This window comes from Parafrankia discariae (genome assembly GCF_000373365.1).
GTDB classification, from domain to species: Bacteria; Actinomycetota; Actinomycetes; order Frankiales; family Frankiaceae; genus Parafrankia; species Parafrankia discariae.
On record NZ_KB891232.1, the window covers coordinates 1 to 15,119 of the forward strand.

The 15,119-nt window shown below is 70.8% G+C and carries 17 protein-coding genes and 1 pseudogene; 9 read left to right on the forward strand and 9 right to left on the reverse strand.

Translation table 11 applies throughout. The features are described 5' to 3' along the window. Positions 1 to 189: pseudogene (locus B056_RS37620) on the reverse strand (IS630 family transposase); the annotation flags it as partial. Between the two features lie 189 nt (positions 190 to 378). Between B056_RS37620 and B056_RS37625 the strand changes: the two are divergent. Together B056_RS37625 and B056_RS37630 are read left to right on the forward strand one after the other, a co-directional pair. Beyond that, positions 379 to 777: a hypothetical protein gene (locus B056_RS37625; protein WP_018504170.1), complete on the forward strand. Its 399-nt coding sequence runs from the start codon at positions 379 to 381 to the stop codon at positions 775 to 777. Between the two features lie 56 nt (positions 778 to 833). After that, positions 834 to 1,355 carry an SAM-dependent methyltransferase gene (locus tag B056_RS37630; protein WP_051105718.1) on the forward strand — a complete coding sequence of 174 codons (522 nt, stop codon included), beginning with the start codon at positions 834 to 836 and terminating at the stop codon, positions 1,353 to 1,355. Between the two features lie 161 nt (positions 1,356 to 1,516). On the opposite strand, the gene B056_RS39630 is transcribed toward B056_RS37630, so the two are convergent. The 7 genes from B056_RS39630 to B056_RS0122835 form a co-directional block, all read right to left on the reverse strand. Beyond that, the gene (locus B056_RS39630) at positions 1,517 to 2,731 is read right to left on the reverse strand and encodes a Wadjet anti-phage system protein JetD domain-containing protein (protein WP_018504172.1); all 1,215 of its coding nucleotides are present in this window, start codon (positions 2,729 to 2,731) and stop codon (positions 1,517 to 1,519) included. Then, positions 2,728 to 6,129, reverse strand: coding sequence for an ATP-binding protein (locus tag B056_RS37640; RefSeq protein ID WP_018504173.1), 3,402 nt, complete (start codon positions 6,127 to 6,129; stop codon positions 2,728 to 2,730). The genes B056_RS39630 and B056_RS37640 overlap by 4 nt, the downstream gene beginning before the upstream one ends. Next, positions 6,126 to 7,082, reverse strand: coding sequence for a DUF4194 domain-containing protein (locus B056_RS39635; protein WP_018504174.1), 957 nt, complete (start codon positions 7,080 to 7,082; stop codon positions 6,126 to 6,128). Before B056_RS39635 ends, B056_RS37640 begins: the two co-directional genes overlap by 4 nt. After that, complete coding sequence (locus tag B056_RS44645; RefSeq protein WP_026240030.1) at positions 7,079 to 7,771, reverse strand: DUF3375 family protein; 693 nt, start codon at positions 7,769 to 7,771, stop codon at positions 7,079 to 7,081. Before B056_RS44645 ends, B056_RS39635 begins: the two co-directional genes overlap by 4 nt. After that, positions 7,735 to 8,610 carry a DUF3375 family protein gene (locus B056_RS44650; protein ID WP_026240031.1) on the reverse strand — a complete coding sequence of 292 codons (876 nt, stop codon included), beginning with the start codon at positions 8,608 to 8,610 and terminating at the stop codon, positions 7,735 to 7,737. The genes B056_RS44645 and B056_RS44650 overlap by 37 nt, the downstream gene beginning before the upstream one ends. A 171-nt stretch (positions 8,611 to 8,781) precedes the next feature. Beyond that, positions 8,782 to 8,946, reverse strand: a complete 165-nt coding sequence (locus tag B056_RS43000; protein ID WP_018504175.1) for a hypothetical protein — start codon at positions 8,944 to 8,946, stop codon at positions 8,782 to 8,784. 96 nt (positions 8,947 to 9,042) lie between these two features. After that, on the reverse strand, positions 9,043 to 9,999 hold the full coding sequence (locus B056_RS0122835; protein WP_268258387.1) for an NAD-dependent epimerase/dehydratase family protein: 957 nt from the start codon (positions 9,997 to 9,999) through the stop codon (positions 9,043 to 9,045). Positions 10,000 to 10,161: 162 nt separating this feature from the next. Between B056_RS0122835 and B056_RS0122840 the strand changes: the two genes are divergently transcribed. The 7 genes from B056_RS0122840 (at position 10,162) to B056_RS37660 (ending at position 13,700) form a co-directional block, all read left to right on the forward strand. Beyond that, positions 10,162 to 10,731 (forward strand): hypothetical protein, encoded by a 570-nt coding sequence (locus B056_RS0122840; RefSeq protein ID WP_020572647.1) that lies wholly within the window; start codon positions 10,162 to 10,164, stop codon positions 10,729 to 10,731. A gap of 174 nt (positions 10,732 to 10,905) precedes the next feature. Beyond that, positions 10,906 to 11,055: a hypothetical protein gene (locus B056_RS44655; RefSeq protein ID WP_018504178.1), complete on the forward strand. Its 150-nt coding sequence runs from the start codon at positions 10,906 to 10,908 to the stop codon at positions 11,053 to 11,055. Further along, positions 11,052 to 11,591, forward strand: coding sequence for a class I SAM-dependent methyltransferase (locus B056_RS37650; protein ID WP_018504179.1), 540 nt, complete (start codon positions 11,052 to 11,054; stop codon positions 11,589 to 11,591). The genes B056_RS44655 and B056_RS37650 overlap by 4 nt, the downstream gene beginning before the upstream one ends. 3 nt (positions 11,592 to 11,594) lie before the next feature. Then, positions 11,595 to 12,449, forward strand: a complete 855-nt coding sequence (locus B056_RS0122850; RefSeq protein ID WP_018504180.1) for a phosphotransferase — start codon at positions 11,595 to 11,597, stop codon at positions 12,447 to 12,449. A 118-nt stretch (positions 12,450 to 12,567) separates the two neighbouring features. Further along, positions 12,568 to 12,840, forward strand: coding sequence for a hypothetical protein (locus B056_RS43680; RefSeq protein WP_018504181.1), 273 nt, complete (start codon positions 12,568 to 12,570; stop codon positions 12,838 to 12,840). Positions 12,841 to 12,855: 15 nt separating this feature from the next. Next, positions 12,856 to 12,978, forward strand: a complete 123-nt coding sequence (locus B056_RS45455; protein ID WP_018504182.1) for a hypothetical protein — start codon at positions 12,856 to 12,858, stop codon at positions 12,976 to 12,978. 125 nt (positions 12,979 to 13,103) lie between these two features. Next, positions 13,104 to 13,700, forward strand: a complete 597-nt coding sequence (locus tag B056_RS37660; RefSeq protein ID WP_230203133.1) for a GNAT family N-acetyltransferase — start codon at positions 13,104 to 13,106, stop codon at positions 13,698 to 13,700. 361 nt (positions 13,701 to 14,061) lie between these two features. Here B056_RS37660 and B056_RS0122870 read toward each other — a convergent pair whose 3' ends face one another. Next, entirely contained in the window at positions 14,062 to 14,862 is an 801-nt protein-coding gene (locus tag B056_RS0122870) for a DUF4232 domain-containing protein (RefSeq protein WP_026240033.1), read from the reverse strand. Positions 14,863 to 15,119: the final 257 nt, after the last annotated feature.

Sequence of the window (15,119 nt, forward strand, 5' to 3'; positions counted from 1 at the left end):
GTCGCGGACCCGGTCCTCGGACGTGAACGTCACCTCCGCGATCTTGCCTGGGGTCATGGCCTGCGCGGAGAGCAGGATCATCTGCGCCCGCCGCCACGTCACCACCGACCCCGACGAACGGCGCACGATCCGCAACAGCCGCTGCCCCTCGTCCGGATCGATCTCCCGGACCCCCACCCGTTCCGCCACACCACAGATCATCAGCCGGACAGCCAGGCCTCTGCGGGACCCGACCCGGCGCGCCCTCACAACGGGCAAACCTTCACGGATGCGGCACTAGCCCGGCTGCTCGCCGCGGCCGGGCGGCCGACGATCGCGGCGCACTGGAGTGACACCATCTTCCGCTCGCTGCGCTGGCGGGCCCGCCTGCCGCGCGAGGTGCTGGTCCTGACTGTCGCCGAGGTGTGCACGCTGCGCTACTTCCAGGTGGTCCGTGACGGCGTCGGCGACCGGCTGACCCGCGAGGTCGTGGCGCGCATCCTCAGCGACGAGCAGGAGCACGTTCCCTTCCACATCCGCCGCCTGCGGCTGGACCTCGCCGGCCTGCCCGTGCCGAAGCGCGCCCTGCTCGCCGCCGCGTGGTGGGCCCTCCTCGCTGTGTCCGCGGCGGTGGTCGCGATCAACCATCGCGCCGCCCTGCGCCTGCTCGGTGTGTCCTCCACCCGCTACTTCGCCGACACGCTCCGGCTGTTCGCCCCCGTCGCCAAAGCCGCGCTCGCCGCCGGTCCGGCTGACCGATCCGAAACTCTTACCGGCCCGGGCCGCACAGGCCGGTAAGGGTCGGATTCAGAGGTCGTTCGGCCGACCGGGGAGGCCCACGACGCCACGGCCAATTGCCCGGACCGTCGCGCAGAGCTGGCCGCATATCCGCGCCGCGCCCGGACGCCGTATGGAAGTGGTTCGAAGATGGCCTCGCCTATCTCGACGCCGACCTGGCGGAACCCGAACGGATCCTCACCTCGTCCGAGCTACGCGACACCCTGGACCTGACCCGACCGGTCGCACTCGGCCTGATCTCCGTCGTGCATTTCCTTCCGGACTCCGCCGACCCCCACGGTCTCGTCCGTCGGTATCTGGACGAGCTTCCGTCCGGCAGCTATCTGGCCCTGACCCATCTCACCGCCGACTTCGCGCCGGACGAGATCTGGCGGATGGCCGCCGTCTACGGCCAGCGCGGCGTCGTCGTCAACCCACGCCCCCGCGCCGCGGTCGAGCGTTTCTTCGACGGCCTCGAACTGGTTGAGCCCGGCGTGCAGGCGGTAAGGCCGCTGGCGCCCGCAGGACGTGGGCGACGAGGTGACCGACGCCAAGGTCAACATGTACGGCGGCCTCGCCCGCAAGCCCTGATCCCCTGATCTCCCGGCGCCGCCACCCCGGGTGGCCCCGGTGGAAACGTCGAGCGGGGGCGCCGGCTGCTCGGCCACTGGCTCCCCGGGGCGATGAGCGGACGTGGTCGGCGGCCGTGCTCGGCGTCGATGGCGAGCCGGTCGAGCCGGTCGAGCCGGCAAGTTTGCGGCTAATACGGGGTGCGTGGCTGAAGTCGTCGCAATGCGGCCAGCGCGTCGGCGAGGGGGATGCGTTCCTGTTCGATGCGCCGGTGCCGTGTCCAGGCGGGGTCGGTGAGGGTGTCGTACATGGCGCGCTCATCGGTGGTCAGGTGGGGTAGGTCGCGCCGCTGGCCAGGGCCGAGTGGGACACCGCGGCGGTCGAGTGCGGTACCGAATGGCTCGTACCGGTCGAATGTCGCGATGTCCATGAGCATCGAGGCGGCGGGGACGCCGTCGGCGCGGAAGCCGTCGAGGATTTCGAAGCCGGACGCGTCGAGGTCGCCCCAGTAGACGAGCAGCGGCGCGGTGGTCAGCCAGGGAAGGGCGGCAGCTGTGGCGCCGCCGAATCCGCCGCCTTCGATGCTGACGCCGCCGGGTACCGGGGGGAACGCGACGGCGGTGTCCTTGTTCTCCGAAATGACGACGACCTGCGGTGGGTAGGGCAGCGTGACATGGTCGCCGATGCTGATGCAGTCGTGGTGCCGGCCGCCGGCGGCGCGGTGGCGCGGGTCGAGGTAGGTGAGGTGGACGCGTGCCGGGTGTGGTGGGGCGAGGGGCAGCGTGTCGAGGTCGGCGAGTGCGGCGACGAGGTGCTGGCGGGTGTTGAGCCATTTGGCGTGCATGCCGGGGACGGGGACCTGGCGTGGGGTGAGGCCGGTGGCGTCATGGTCGCGGAACCAGGCGGCGGCGTCGCACAGCAGCGTGAAGTCGGTGGCGCTCCAGGTGTCGACGTCGCGCAGGACGCGCGGCAGGTCCTCCCGCGCCCCGAATCGTTCGACGAGCGTGGTGGCGCGGCTTCTGGCCCGTGCGAGTCGGGTCGTCCACTCGCGGCCGCACAGCGCCGCCGCGGCGTCGACGCCGTCGACCCGCAGGTGCGTCGGGATGGTCTGGGTGGTGCCGTGGACCCGGCGAGTCGCGTCGATGAGCGTGATGCCGGGTCCGTCCTGGCTGGCGTGCCATTGCCGCCAGGCGAGGACCTGGCTCTGGTAGGCGGGAAAGTGCTGCTCGAGTTCTTTCCCGCTCGGCCCTCCGAGGGGAAACGAATGGGGCCACGTCGGTGTCTGGGAAGCCCCCGGTGTGTGCGCGTCCGCGTGCGCGGTCCCGCTCAGCGCGGCGGCGGCCTGCGGCCAGCTGCGGGTCAGGCGGGCGGTGACCTCGGTGACGATCCGTTCGGGAGTCTTCACCGCGGCGGCTTGGCCGGGGTGGTCCTGGCTGCCGGGATCGTGTCGTTGACGGCTCGCAGTCGGGTGACGTGCGAGTAGCCCTTCGGGGACTTGGTGACGGTGAGGATGAGTGGCATGGCGGGCTCGAGAGCCGTCACCTTGTCCAGGGGGGCGCTGACGATCAGTTGGAATCCGAGTTTCTTCCAGGCCTGGACCGACCGGCCGGCGAACTCGGAGTCGGACTTGATGAATCCCTCGTCGAGGAAGATCGGGGCGAACCGGGGCAGGCGGTCCTCGTCGCCGAGTTGGTAGCGCAGCGCGGCGCCGACGACGAACGCCATGAGTTCCTGGGTCTCGCCGCCGCTCTTACCGCCGAGGGACGCGTAGGTGGCGAGCTCGCGGCCATGTGCGTCGACGCGGACCGCGGTGATCTCCACGTGTCGGCGTACGTCGAGGTACACGTCGCGATTGACACCTGCCGGCCGGGCGCCGTCGTCGGGTTTGCGTAGCAGGCCGATGAAAGCCCGTAGCTGCTGGAACCGCTGCTCGGCCTGCTCGTCGCTGACGTTGTCGGTGACGCCGGAGGCGAGGCGCGTGAGCTCCTTGCGGAAGCGGGCGACATCGTCGGAGTGCAGCACCCGCAGGGAGATGCACAGCCGGTCGTTGGCGGGGCCGAAGGGCAGGGTGGCGAGGATGTCGTTGCTCGGGTCGAGGCGGGCGCGGATCTCGTCGAGGGCGGCGGCGAACGCCCCCGAGAGTGGGACGAGGTCCTGCCCGGTCCATTCGGAGAGGCGACGACGCCATTCCTCGCGGCGTTCCGCGAGGCCGGTCGCGACGATCTTGTCGAGGATGTCGCGGTACTCGGAGTAGGAGTCGACGCCGACGCCGCGGTTGGGGTCGGGCCAGCGGGCCTGGAACTGCCCGAAGATGCCGGTCATGGTGGTGGTTGCGTCGGTGGCCTTGGCCTGGGCCTGGGATGATTTTTCGATCAGGCGGGAGCGGAGCCTGGGCAGGCTGCGATCGAAGTCGGCGAGGGTGTCGAGGTTGCCGACCTCGGTGAAAGCCGTGTCGAGGTAGTCGTGCTGGTCGTCGGTGAGGGTGACGGTGCCCTCGGCGTCGATGCGGTCGAGCGCGAGCGTTGTCTCTTCCTGCCGCTCGCACAGCTTCCCGTGCGCGACCTCGTCGATGGCGAGTTGGTCTTTCGCCCGGACGAACTCGGTTCGGGCTTCTGACAGCTCTCTGTCGAGGCGCGAGTGCTGCTCGTCGAGGGCGGCGAGGACGTCGTTGTTCTCCAGCAGCTCGGCGAGCTTGCCCTGCTTACGGGTCAGCTGTGCCTGGGCGCCGTCCACGTCGATGTCTGCCCATGCGGTGGCCTGCACCCGTATGTACGCGCCCTCAAGTTGGCGCAGCTGCTGCTCCTGCGCGTCGAACCCGGCTTCGCGACGTCCGAGGTCGCCCAGCTCGGTGCTGAGATCCTTGATCTCGGCATCGATCTCGACGAGGCGGTCGGCGGAGGAGAACCCGATGATGGACACCTCGGCGAGGTCGCCGTGCGCGCCGCGGCGGCCGTGGCGGGTCTGCCCGTTGCGGGTCACGCGTGGCCCGTCCCCATCGAGGTCCGCGGGTGTCTCGACGCACAGATGGTCGGCCCCGCGGCGGGTGACGCGCTCGCGGATCCACCAGCTGAACGGTGACTGCTTGAACAGCAGCTTCCCGGACACGTACCGCGGATCGCCGGGTTCCTCGACGTGGGGGCGCAGCGCGACACCTTCGAACTGCACGCGCAGCGGCAGACGGATGGGGTCGATGGCGCGGGAGAGCTGCTGTAGGCGCTGGTCGTCGACGAGCATGATGCGTGCGATCGAGTGAAGGGTGACTTCGGCGGCCGTGCGCCAGGCCTGCTCGTCGGGTGCGACGTCGATGAGTTCGGCGACGAACGGAAGCTGGGCCGGGTCGAGACCGGCCGCGTCCGCGATCGCCAGTCGTGCCTCGTGGAGCCGGCGCGGGACGCGGCCGCTGCGCCCGGTGAGCGACTTCCGCTCGGCGATCAGGTCGGCGTGGCGTGCCTGCGCGGGCCAGCCCTTTTTACGTAGCTGTTGCTGCTCGTCGGACAAGTCTTTGATCTTGACCGGGAGTTCGGAGATGAACGCTTCGGCGGCGGTCTGCGCGGCGGCGAAGTCGGCCTCGGTCGCCGGGTCGATCCCGAGGGCGGCTGTACCCTCGGCGAAGCGAGCACGCCGGTCGCGGGCGGTGTCACGGACGGCCTGGGCGGCCTCGATCTCGGCCTTGAGCTGTTCGATGGCATCGCCACCGGCGTCGCGTTGCGCCTTTTCGACAGCGGTGAGTTCGCCCTTGAGTCGCTTCTCCTCATCACGAGCGGTACCGACTCGCTCTTGGAGCAGTGCGAGGGATCTGAGGGTGGTACGGACAGCGGTGTCGAGGAGCTCGTCGCGGGTGCGCAGCTGCCACAGCAGGAACGGCGTGTCGCCGGCGCGGGTGGCACCGAGGATGTCGATGAGCCGCTCGGTGGCACGGGCCTGCTCACGCTCGTCCCACAGCTCCGGCAGCCGCGCGAGTGTCTGCTGCTTCTCCGCGGCAGTCTGCATCTCCTGGTGGGACGCGTCCAGGTCGTCGAAATGCTTCGCGGCGTTGTCGGCGGCAGCGTAGGTGGCGGGCTGCTCGAGGACCATCGCCTTGTACAGCCCGTCGACGGTGCGGACCTGCTGCCCGGCCTGGATACGGGCGAGCAGCCGCAACGCCTTGGCGCCGTCGCCCCCGGCGCCGATGCTGAGCCGGCCGAACAGCCACTGCGCGAAGTCGGTGTAGCCGGTCGCGACGAACATCGACGGCCAGCGGGTCGTCAGGGTCTGCTTGTTGAACCTGGCCGCGGCCAGCGGCTCGAGTTCGCGCAGGTCGAGGCGCCCGTTGAGGGCCGCCATCTTCATGGTGATGTCCTTGAACGCGACCGCGCCGCGTGGCACGTGGTAGCAGCGCAGCGCGGTGATCCGGCGGCTGACACGGTCGGTGAACGTCACCGCGATCGCACCCCAGGTGGGACCGTCGACGCCGCGCAGCACCTTGTCGGTGAGCACCCCGGTGCCGGCCTCCCGGCTGTCGTCGGTCTTGCCACGCAGGTAGGAGAGCAGGTTGCGCTGCTCCGGGTTACGGGCGCGGCCGGTGGCCGCATCGTTGGACGCGCCGTTGAACGGGGTGTCCGAGGGCATCATCAGCGCGAGGTAGGCGTCGAGGATGGTCGACTTCCCGGTGCCGGAGGCGCCCGAGATCAGGGTTGCTTCCGCGTCGAACTCGATGACGGTGTGCCCGTGGAAACCACCCCAGTTGACCAACTGCATCGCCTCGGCACACCACTGGGTCTCGCCGGCCTCGGCCGGGTCGGGCAGCAGCGCCGGCTGGCTCATGCGCGCCCCGCTGCCGGGTCGGTGTCGTCGGCGGCGGCGGTGATCCAGCCGAGGTCCTCCCCCGGGCCGGTGCTGTCGACGGCGGGCTCGGTGCCGAGGTCGAGCTCATCCGCTTGGGCACGGTGACCGGTACCGGCCGGGCTGCTCTGGCGGTTGAAGGTGAGCAGGAGTTCGCGGAGCTCCCGCAGGCGCGGCAGCGGGAGGAGGACCTCGATGACGGGGGCGACGCGCAGCCGCTGCTCGTCCGCGGTCTTGAGCAGGATGCCGGAGCGCTGCAGCTGCAGGATCGCGTTCTCGACCTTGCGGGCATCGCCGGAGCGGTCGTTGGCATCCGGCGGACGGAAGTGCGCGACGGCGTCGAGGAGCTGGTCTCGGTCGACGAGGACGGCGTCGGCGCCGTCGGCGCGTTCGGACCGGAACCGCTGCCGCAGGAAGATCAGCAGGATGGTCTCTTCACGGGTGTGCGCGGTGTCGCGTAGCAGCGTGGGGAACTGCCCGTCGCCTTCGGGGATGGCTCGACGCTTGAACGCGACCTGCGCGTGCGGGTCGACGTGCAGGTCGAGGAACAGGTCGTTGAGCCGGGACCGCAGCACGAGGCGCGAGTCCAGGAGAGTGTGCCATTCGGCAGGGTTCTGCTCGGCGCTGACGTAGCGGTGTTTGAGGAGGTAGACGAGGGTGCGGCGCTGCTCGTAGGTCAGCGAGCCCTCGTCCCCCTCGAACAGCGACAGGCTGCGGCCGTCGATGTCGGCGTCCCCGATGACGCCGGGCCCGTCGACGAACGGGTCGCTGCCGGCCTCGCCGGGATCATCGTCGGTGTCGAGATCGTCGACGGAGCCCAGCGCGGCCGGCTTGAAGGCGGCTGCCGGAACCTGCGCGCGGTGGCCGTCGGGGTGTCGCTGGGCCGGCTGGCCGGGGTTGCGGTCACTGGAGGCGGTGCCGGCTGTGGTGGTCAAGGCCGGGCTCCTTCCGCGAGGTCGTCGGCGTCGGTCGTGCGGAGCGGTAGAACCGGCAGAGCGAAGATCCGGCGGGTGCCGTCAGGGCGGATCGCCTCGACCTGTTCCTCCCGCGTGAGCGCGGCGACGAGCGTTTCGGCGTCCTGCACGTCGCTGTCGGGGTCATCGGCGCGGGCGCCGAGAAGCAGGTGGATGAGCCCGAGGAGCTCGACAGGCCGGCGCAGGTCGTCGGGCAGCGCGGCAAACACGTCGGCGACGCTGTCGAGCCCGCCGGCGGCCGCGGCGGCGATGAGTGCCTCACGGAGCCGGGTGAGCGTGGGACCGCCCTGGTTACGGATGGCGTCGAAGTCGAGCGCGGGCGGGGCGGTGTCGGAGACGTTCTCCAGCGGCGGTGGCGGGGCGGCCTCGGCGGGATCCCAGAAGCGTTCTCGCAGGTACTCGATTTCGATCTTCTCGGGGACGAGTTCGACGCCGATGGTGGAGCGTGGGCCGGCCGTGCGCATCCATATCTCGAGCTGCTGGTTGATCTGCCGCAGGGTGGCGTCGAGTTCGCGGTCACGGACGACGTCATAGTGGCGGATGTGATCGGCCAGCGTCGCGGACAGACGTTGCCGCTGGGTGAGGACATCCTGAATCCCATCTCGGATGATCTTCACGGTGCGGCGGAACTCGCGCTGCTCGGCGGGCATCTGAGTGCCTGCGCGAACGGGTGCGTCAGGATGATGTCGAGGTCGCGGCGTAGGTCGACGAGCAGCGGTTCGTCCCGTAACAGGGCGAACGCGCCCTCGAACGCGCGGCCTTCCGCGGTGAGCTTCATCAGCGAGTCGGACTTCGCGAGGTAGTCGTCGAGGACTTCGGCGATCGGGCGGGTCTCACCACGGAAGTCGCTGATGATCTGCCGGTGCATGCCGGCGACCGCTTCCTCGACCCGCTTGAAGTCGCTGGGCAGCTGCCCGATCAGCGACAACAGGTTCGTGTAGCCGTCGAGCATCTGGTCGTCGGTGGCAGGCTCGATCTCGCCACCGGCTTCGAGACGGTCGCGTTCACCGGTCAGCTCCTCGATCCGCGTGTTGAGCCGCTCGACGCGCGCCTGCCGGTCGGGGCTCGCGTCGGTGGCGAAGCGGCGGACGACGTCGAGGATGGTGTGGATCCGTGACTCGCTGATGAGGGTGCGGTTACGGGTGAGCGACTGGACCAGGTCGAGTGCTTCGAGGGCGTGCGAGGTGAGGGTGTAGTGCTCGGTGCCGTCGTCGGCGCGGGTGCGGACAAGCCAGTTGTGGCTGAGCCACTGCACGCACAGGGCCCGGCCGGCGCCGTCGGGAACCTGCTCCCCGACGAGACGGAGCTCGTCGAGATAGCTGTCGACCTGCTGGTGCAGGCGCTCGGCAGGAACGGCGCGCTCGTCCCGAGTGAATGTCGTGCGGAAGACGGCGAGGACCAGCGGCGCCCACTTGCGATCGAGCAACTGCAGGGTCGGCTTGTCGAAGGCATCACGAACGCGTGCGAGCTCGCCGAGGATTTCGTTCACATCGGCCGCCTTCCTGCCAGGTGCCACCACACGTTAGATGCTGGATACGACAGTTCCACGGTGATCGACCGAATCGGCGACCTTCTCCGGAAGGGGCACAGCAGAATGCGGCCGCAGCCCACAATCAAGGGCTGCCTGTGGTCTCTGACCAGGGAAAACGTCTTCGTTCGGTCATGATGGGCCGGTGCTGATCGTGTGCCGCTGGTGCGTCGAGGAGATCCTGGTGCCGATCGTCGGGGCAGCCGGGTACTGCTCGGTGGACTGCCAGGAGGCGGCCGTCCACCGCCCGCTGCCGACGACGAGCGGCGCCCACCGCTGGCCGGCCGAGGCTACCAAGGCGGGTTCGGGTGCGCCGACGGCCTGTCCGACCGGCCCTGCGCGATTCTTGAGGGCCCCCTCGGAGGCACGCCCGGTCTGCCGGGGAGCGAGGTGTCACTCGTGCGCGGACGACGCCGGCCGCCAGCGGTGGCGGGGTGTCCAGCCCAGCAGGGAACGGGCGCCGGCGGTGTCGATCAGCGACCGGAACGGTTCGTCGTCGTACTCGGGGCCGCCCCGCCACGGCACGTCGGGAAGAAGCCGTCCCACCAGCTCGCGGGAGCCGTGCTCGGCCGAGGAGATGTCGGCGGCGCACAGCAGGAGCCGGTGATGGCCGGCCAGCGGGACGGTCAGCGCACGCTCGACCGCGGTGGCGAGGTCGCGCACATCGAGGAAGGCGCCGTACTCCCAGATCGGGGACCATTCGAAGGAGGGGCTGTCCCGCCGGGCCCACCGGATGCCGGTGTAGGTCGCGGCAGTGAACACCCCCGGTGGGCGCAGGCAGACCGTGGCGACGCCGGTCGCGGTGGTGGCGGCCGCGCACATCTGCTCGGCGAGCCACTTCGACAGGGCATACGGCCCCGCGGGGGCGGCGGGGTGCTGGTCGTCGAGGGGCAGGTAGACGGGTTTGCCGCGGCCGCCGAAGCATCCCAGTACGTGCACGCTGCTCATCAGGATCACCCGCGACAGGCCGTGGCGTTCGGCTGCCCGCAGGACGTTGCCGGTGCCGAGCACGTTCGTCTCGAAGATCAGCCGGTCTGGTCCGGTGGTGGCGGGTCCGAACCGTGCCAGGTCCGGGTCGGTGGCGGGTTCGTCGACGGCGGCCAGGTGCACCACCGCGTCGCAGCCGGCGCAGGCGCGTTCGACAGCGGCGGTGTCGCGGACGTCGTGACCGTCGACGAGGTCGAACCCGACGGTCTGATGCCCGGCCGTGGCCAACGCGGCCGTGACCGCCATGCCCACGGGGCTCCGGTCGCCGGTGACGAGGACGCGCACAGCGTGAGCCAACCAGCCGAACGCCGCCTCAGCGAACCCATTTCGGGCCGGCCAGGCCGGACGGTGAGTGCGGGGCATTCGCGCGTCCGGGCCGGTAGGAGTCCAGGTGGTGCTCAGGCGGTGCGGAGCTCGACCTGGCCGAGGGCGGTCCGGTAGGTGGGGTCGCGGGCGACCGTGGGCGTGACGGCCAGCTAATAGATTTCGTTGGTGGAAAGACATCGGGATGTGTTCCCTCTGTCCGTGGCGTGGGGGACCGTGCGAGACGTCCACGAGGACGAGGACGTGACGACCAGCGCCGACGAACCACCGCTCGTCCCCAGCGAGCATCTGCTGGCCGGCCGCGGAAGCCTCGAGAACATGGTCGCGGCGGTGCTGACCGAACTGCTTCCGTACTCGCGGCGGCTCTCCGTCACCATCGCCGATCCGGAGAACTCCGAGCTGGCCCGCGTACAGGAATGGGTGACCAGCAACAAGATCACCGAAGCTCAGGTCGGCGAATGGGCGGGAACACCCGTGGCCGGGCCGGACGTGCTCGGCTGGATCAGCCACTGGCCGGTGTCGGCCCAGGGACGGACCGGCACGGCCGCCAGGTTCTTCCAGCCCGGCGGTGACGCCGCCGAGCTCGCGGTCGACCTCGCGGACTGGCTGCACACGGTCCTGGCCGACAACGGTGTCTCCGGACCCGTCCCGCCCTGCCCCGGGCATCCCCATCCCCATCCGATGCGGCCGGTGGTGCACGAAGCGGCCCCCTGGTGGCAGTGCCCGCAAGGCGGGCTTGTCCGTCCCTGGCTGGCCCTCCCTGCGCGGTGAACATGACCGCTGGCAGCGGACCGGTTCGCCCGTGGGGCTGGCGGGGCTGATCAATGCCTCCCCTGGCCCGACAACTCGGGCGGAGAAAAGGTGAGGCTTGCTGGAGACGCTCCTCGCTCATCGCGCCGGACCCGCCTGAGCGTCCTACGCGCCGACCGTCCAGAAGGATCATCGTTGAACGTCGCGATCTCGACCCCCGACATCGACCCCGAGGTCACCAGCGGCGCGACCGCCGTCCTGGCCGCGACCGGCTTCGACGACGTCACAGTCATCGCCGGGACGGTGCCTTCGGTGACCCGCGGGGCGCGTCCCATGATCGGGTGATCGCCGCCGTGGGGATGTGGGACATCCCGAGCGCCTGGTGCGATCAACTCGCCCCGCGCGGCCGGCTCGTCCTTCCGCTGCGCTGGCGGGGCCAGACCCGCGCGGTCGCCTTCCGGCACGACGAGCATGGCGGTGACCGGATGGTGTCCGACGCCGTCGAGCTGTGCGGCTTCGTCCCCATGATCGGACAGGAAGGCCAGCGGAGCGCCCCGATCCACCCCGGCGACCTCGTCGCCCTGCACCAGGACCAGGACATCGACCCCGACGTCCTCACCGGTGTGCTGGCCCGGGAGCGGACGGTCGCCCTGTCCGGCGTCGAGGTCGGACCCTACGACCCGTTCGACGGGATCTGGCTGCGCCTGACCGCCACCGAGCCCGGCTGCTGCCGCATCGCGGCCAACCCCGAGGCCGTGGGCTCCGCGCTGTGCACCCCCGCGATCGCCCAGCGCAGCCCCGCCATCGTCGACGGGGACTCGCTCGCCTACCTCAGCCTGGCCCGTCACCACGCGGGACCCGGACTGAAGATCGCCTTCTGACACGTGCCGCACGCGAATCTCGGTGGCGCCGTGGTCGGTAAGACGCTGCGTGCGAGCGACAAGTCCCTGCTCGCGTTCGGCGACTGGCACGGCCTGCCCGTGGTGATCAAGGCGCTGCGTACCGACGAGGAGTTCTGGCAGACCAGGTTCATCCACGAAATCCGGCTCTACCAGGCATTCGCCGAGAACCCGCCGCCAATACGGGTGCCCAGGCTGGTGCACACCGACGGGTGCGGCGTCCTGATCGTCGAGCACGTTCCCGGCGGTCCGGTGGACGTCGAGCGCTATCCCGAGCGGCCGCTGTCCGCGGCGACGCTGGACGCGGTGCTGGACACCGTCACCGCGTTCGCCCGGTGGACCCCGCCGCCCGGCGTGCTGGCGCCGGTGTTCGACTACCCCGGCCGGGTCGAGCGCTACCACCGCGCCGGGTTCTTCGACGCCGACGACCGGGCCGCCCTGCACGTCTTGCTCGATGCGGCTCCTCCACCGGGGCAGGTGGGGCACGGCGATCCGCTGCCGGCCAACCTGCTGCTCAGCGAGGCCGGCGGGTGTGTGCTGCTGGACTTCGAGTTCACCGGCCTGTTCCTGCCCGGCTTCGACCTGGCGATGCTGCACACCCTGCTCGCCGACACCCCCGGCGCCCAGGACGCCGTCGACGCGCTGGTGGGCGAAGCCGGGATCGCGGTGCCCTTCCTGATCAACCAGGCGATGGTGCTCTCCCGCGAACTGCGCCTGCACACCGAACTCGACGCGGGCGAGTTCCGCGAGAAGCGGCTGGCGCTGCTGCGTCCGCAATGGGACGCCTTCCACGCCCGGCTGCACGCCCATCGTCGTCGACCGCGCCGAGCCCGGCCGTGACCGTGTACCGGTACGGGCATCTGTTCAGGGGCCTGGACATCGCCAACGTCGGCACCGGGTCGGGGTACGAGGCGGCCCTGCTCGCCCGCCGTTACGGGTCCCGGTACGTGCCACCACCTTGGACGTCGACCCGTCCCTGGTGTCCGCCGCCGCCGGCCGGCTGGCCGCCCTCGACCTGTGCCCGACGGCGCTGACCGTGGACGTCACCGGCCCGCTGCCCGGCACCTACGACCGGATCGTCTCCATGGTCTCGGTTCCCAGCATTCCGCCGAGCTGCCGGGCCGCGCTGCGCCCCGGCAGCCGGCTGGTCACCACCATCCGCGGCACGTGGATCATCCTCACCGCGACGAGAACTCCCGCCGGGGTGTTCGGGCGGGTGGAGCGGGACTGAGCCGGGGTTCAGGAGGTGCACCAGGGCGGGCCCCACCGGCTGTGGGACGCACTCGACGCCGTCCGGGACGACTGGCTCCGCCTCGGCTGGGCCCCGTTCCCCGGCGCGCAGGCGATGATCATCGACGAGGCACCATAAAGCTCCTTCGCGGCGACTGCGGGCCGCCGTCCACGCTGTCCCGGCACCCTGGAATCCGATCTTCGGAGAGCGTCGACGTCCATCGGCCGCCGGGCGGGAGCCACCAAGCTCGCGAGAATGGGTGAGTGGATCCCGTCTATCGACCCGGCGTCATTCCGCTGCCTCCCCAGCTGTGGGAGGGTTGGATACAGCTCCGTCCGTGGAAGGACGAAGATCTTCCTTGCATCGAGGAGGCGAGCCGGGACCCGGTCATCCCCCGAGGTACGACGGTGCCGAGCCGTTTCACCCCGGCGGCCGGGCACGCTTTCATCGAGCGACAATGGGGACGCCACACATCGGGAGAGGGGCTCAGCCTCGCCATCACCGAGGCCGATACCGACACGGCCATCGGCCTGATGACGGTGCTCCACCGACAACAGTCCGGTGTCGTCGGAGTTGGCTACTGGACGGTCGCCAGCCGGAGACGCGCAGGGGCCGCCAGCACCGCCCTGACCCTCCTGAGCCGCTGGGCACTGGGCCTGGCCGCCATCGTCCGGCTGGAAGGCCACGTCGAACCAGCCAACCACGGGTCCATCCGGGTACTCGAGAGCGCGGGCTTCCACCGGGAGGGACGGCTCAGGCAGTACCTGGACATCGGTGGGAGCCGCCGCGACGTGTGGCTCTACTCGCTCATCACCAGCGACGTCAGCGACACGTCCCACCGACCCAGGCCCATCACGTGATCCTCGCCAGAGCCAGAAAAACCCGTCGAGCCACCTTTGCCCTGGCCGGGGCGGCGGAGGAGCTCGCCCCGTTCGCGTTTCTGGCATCGGCGCGTTGTCCGGGGACCGGCGAAGCCGCAGTGACCCGGGTCCGAGCGCCCCACACCGTGCGGAAGGTCCGAGAACCGCTGGGCGGGCCGGTACTGTGGCGGAGCGTGGCCGCCGCGGGGTGGTTGACTCGCGGACAGGAGCGATGCGCGATGGTCGACGCGGGGACGTCAACGCACCCCGCTGACATTGAAGAAGGCTCCGCCGCCCGGGCGTGGGTACCGATCCCACTCCCGGACGGCGAAACACCAGCCCGCCGCGGGCCGTCGCGCGCTCAGCCGACGATGACCGTGGTGACGTCCATCTGATGGACGGCCATCGACGTGCAGGCCGTGGCGACCGCCGCCGGGTCGAGCGACAGCGGGTGCATCGATCCCGGCGGGTGGACCTTCAGGGCCCGTACGGGCGCGGTCTCCCCCGGCTGGTCACAGCCGACCTGCAGGCCGGGCTGCACGGTGTGCAGGACCGCGCGTGCGGATTCGCCGGGCTTCAGGAACACGACCGGGCCGGTCGGGCCGATGTGGGCGGCCGGGGCGCCGACCTGCTGGCCGTTGTCGCCGACGAAGGACACATGGGGGAATCCCTGCAGCCAGCAGGCCGCCGCACCGGTGTTGGTCAGGACGAGCTGCTGGAAGATGTTGCCCGCGCCGGGGTCCGGGCGGGTCGAGCTCAGCGCCAGCGACGAGCCCGGACACATCCCGGACGGACCAGCGGCACCGCCCGACCACGCACCGCCCGACCATGTACCGCCGGGCGGCGCGCCCGCCGGAGGACCACCCGCCACGGCGCTGGCACCCCCTCCCACGGCCAGCCCGACGAAACCGGCGGCGGTCAGCGCGGCGCTGGCGAGCAGCAACGCCTCCCGGGAACGAGCCGCGTGCCGGCGGGAAACCGGCCGGGAAAGCGGCTCAGGCCGGCCCAACGACTCCTGCCGGCCCAACGACTTCTGCCGGTCCTGCGGTCCGGGCCCGTCCGACGACCGGTGCCAGCTCAGCCGCCCCAGCACGCCCGAGTGTCCCGGTCGAGTCGAACGCCTGCTCCTGGTCGGCTTTCCGTGGGTGTGCGGCTCGTTCACGGCGACCTCCCCAGTCCGGCGCCCGGATCGGCGCGACGCCGGAATGCTCATGCGGTGCCTGATACGCATCCAGTTGCGGAGCCTCGGTGAGATTTCTCTGCTGGGCGCGACACCGCGTCCAGCAACGGTGCCCGGCCTTTGTCGACCGCTTTCCTTCCCCGGTAACGGTGCGTGACACCCGGGGTGCGGGCTGGCCCGGAGGGCGGGAACCCGGCTGGTCCGATCGGGCGGTGCCGGGTAGGGCGCAGGCCAGTTCC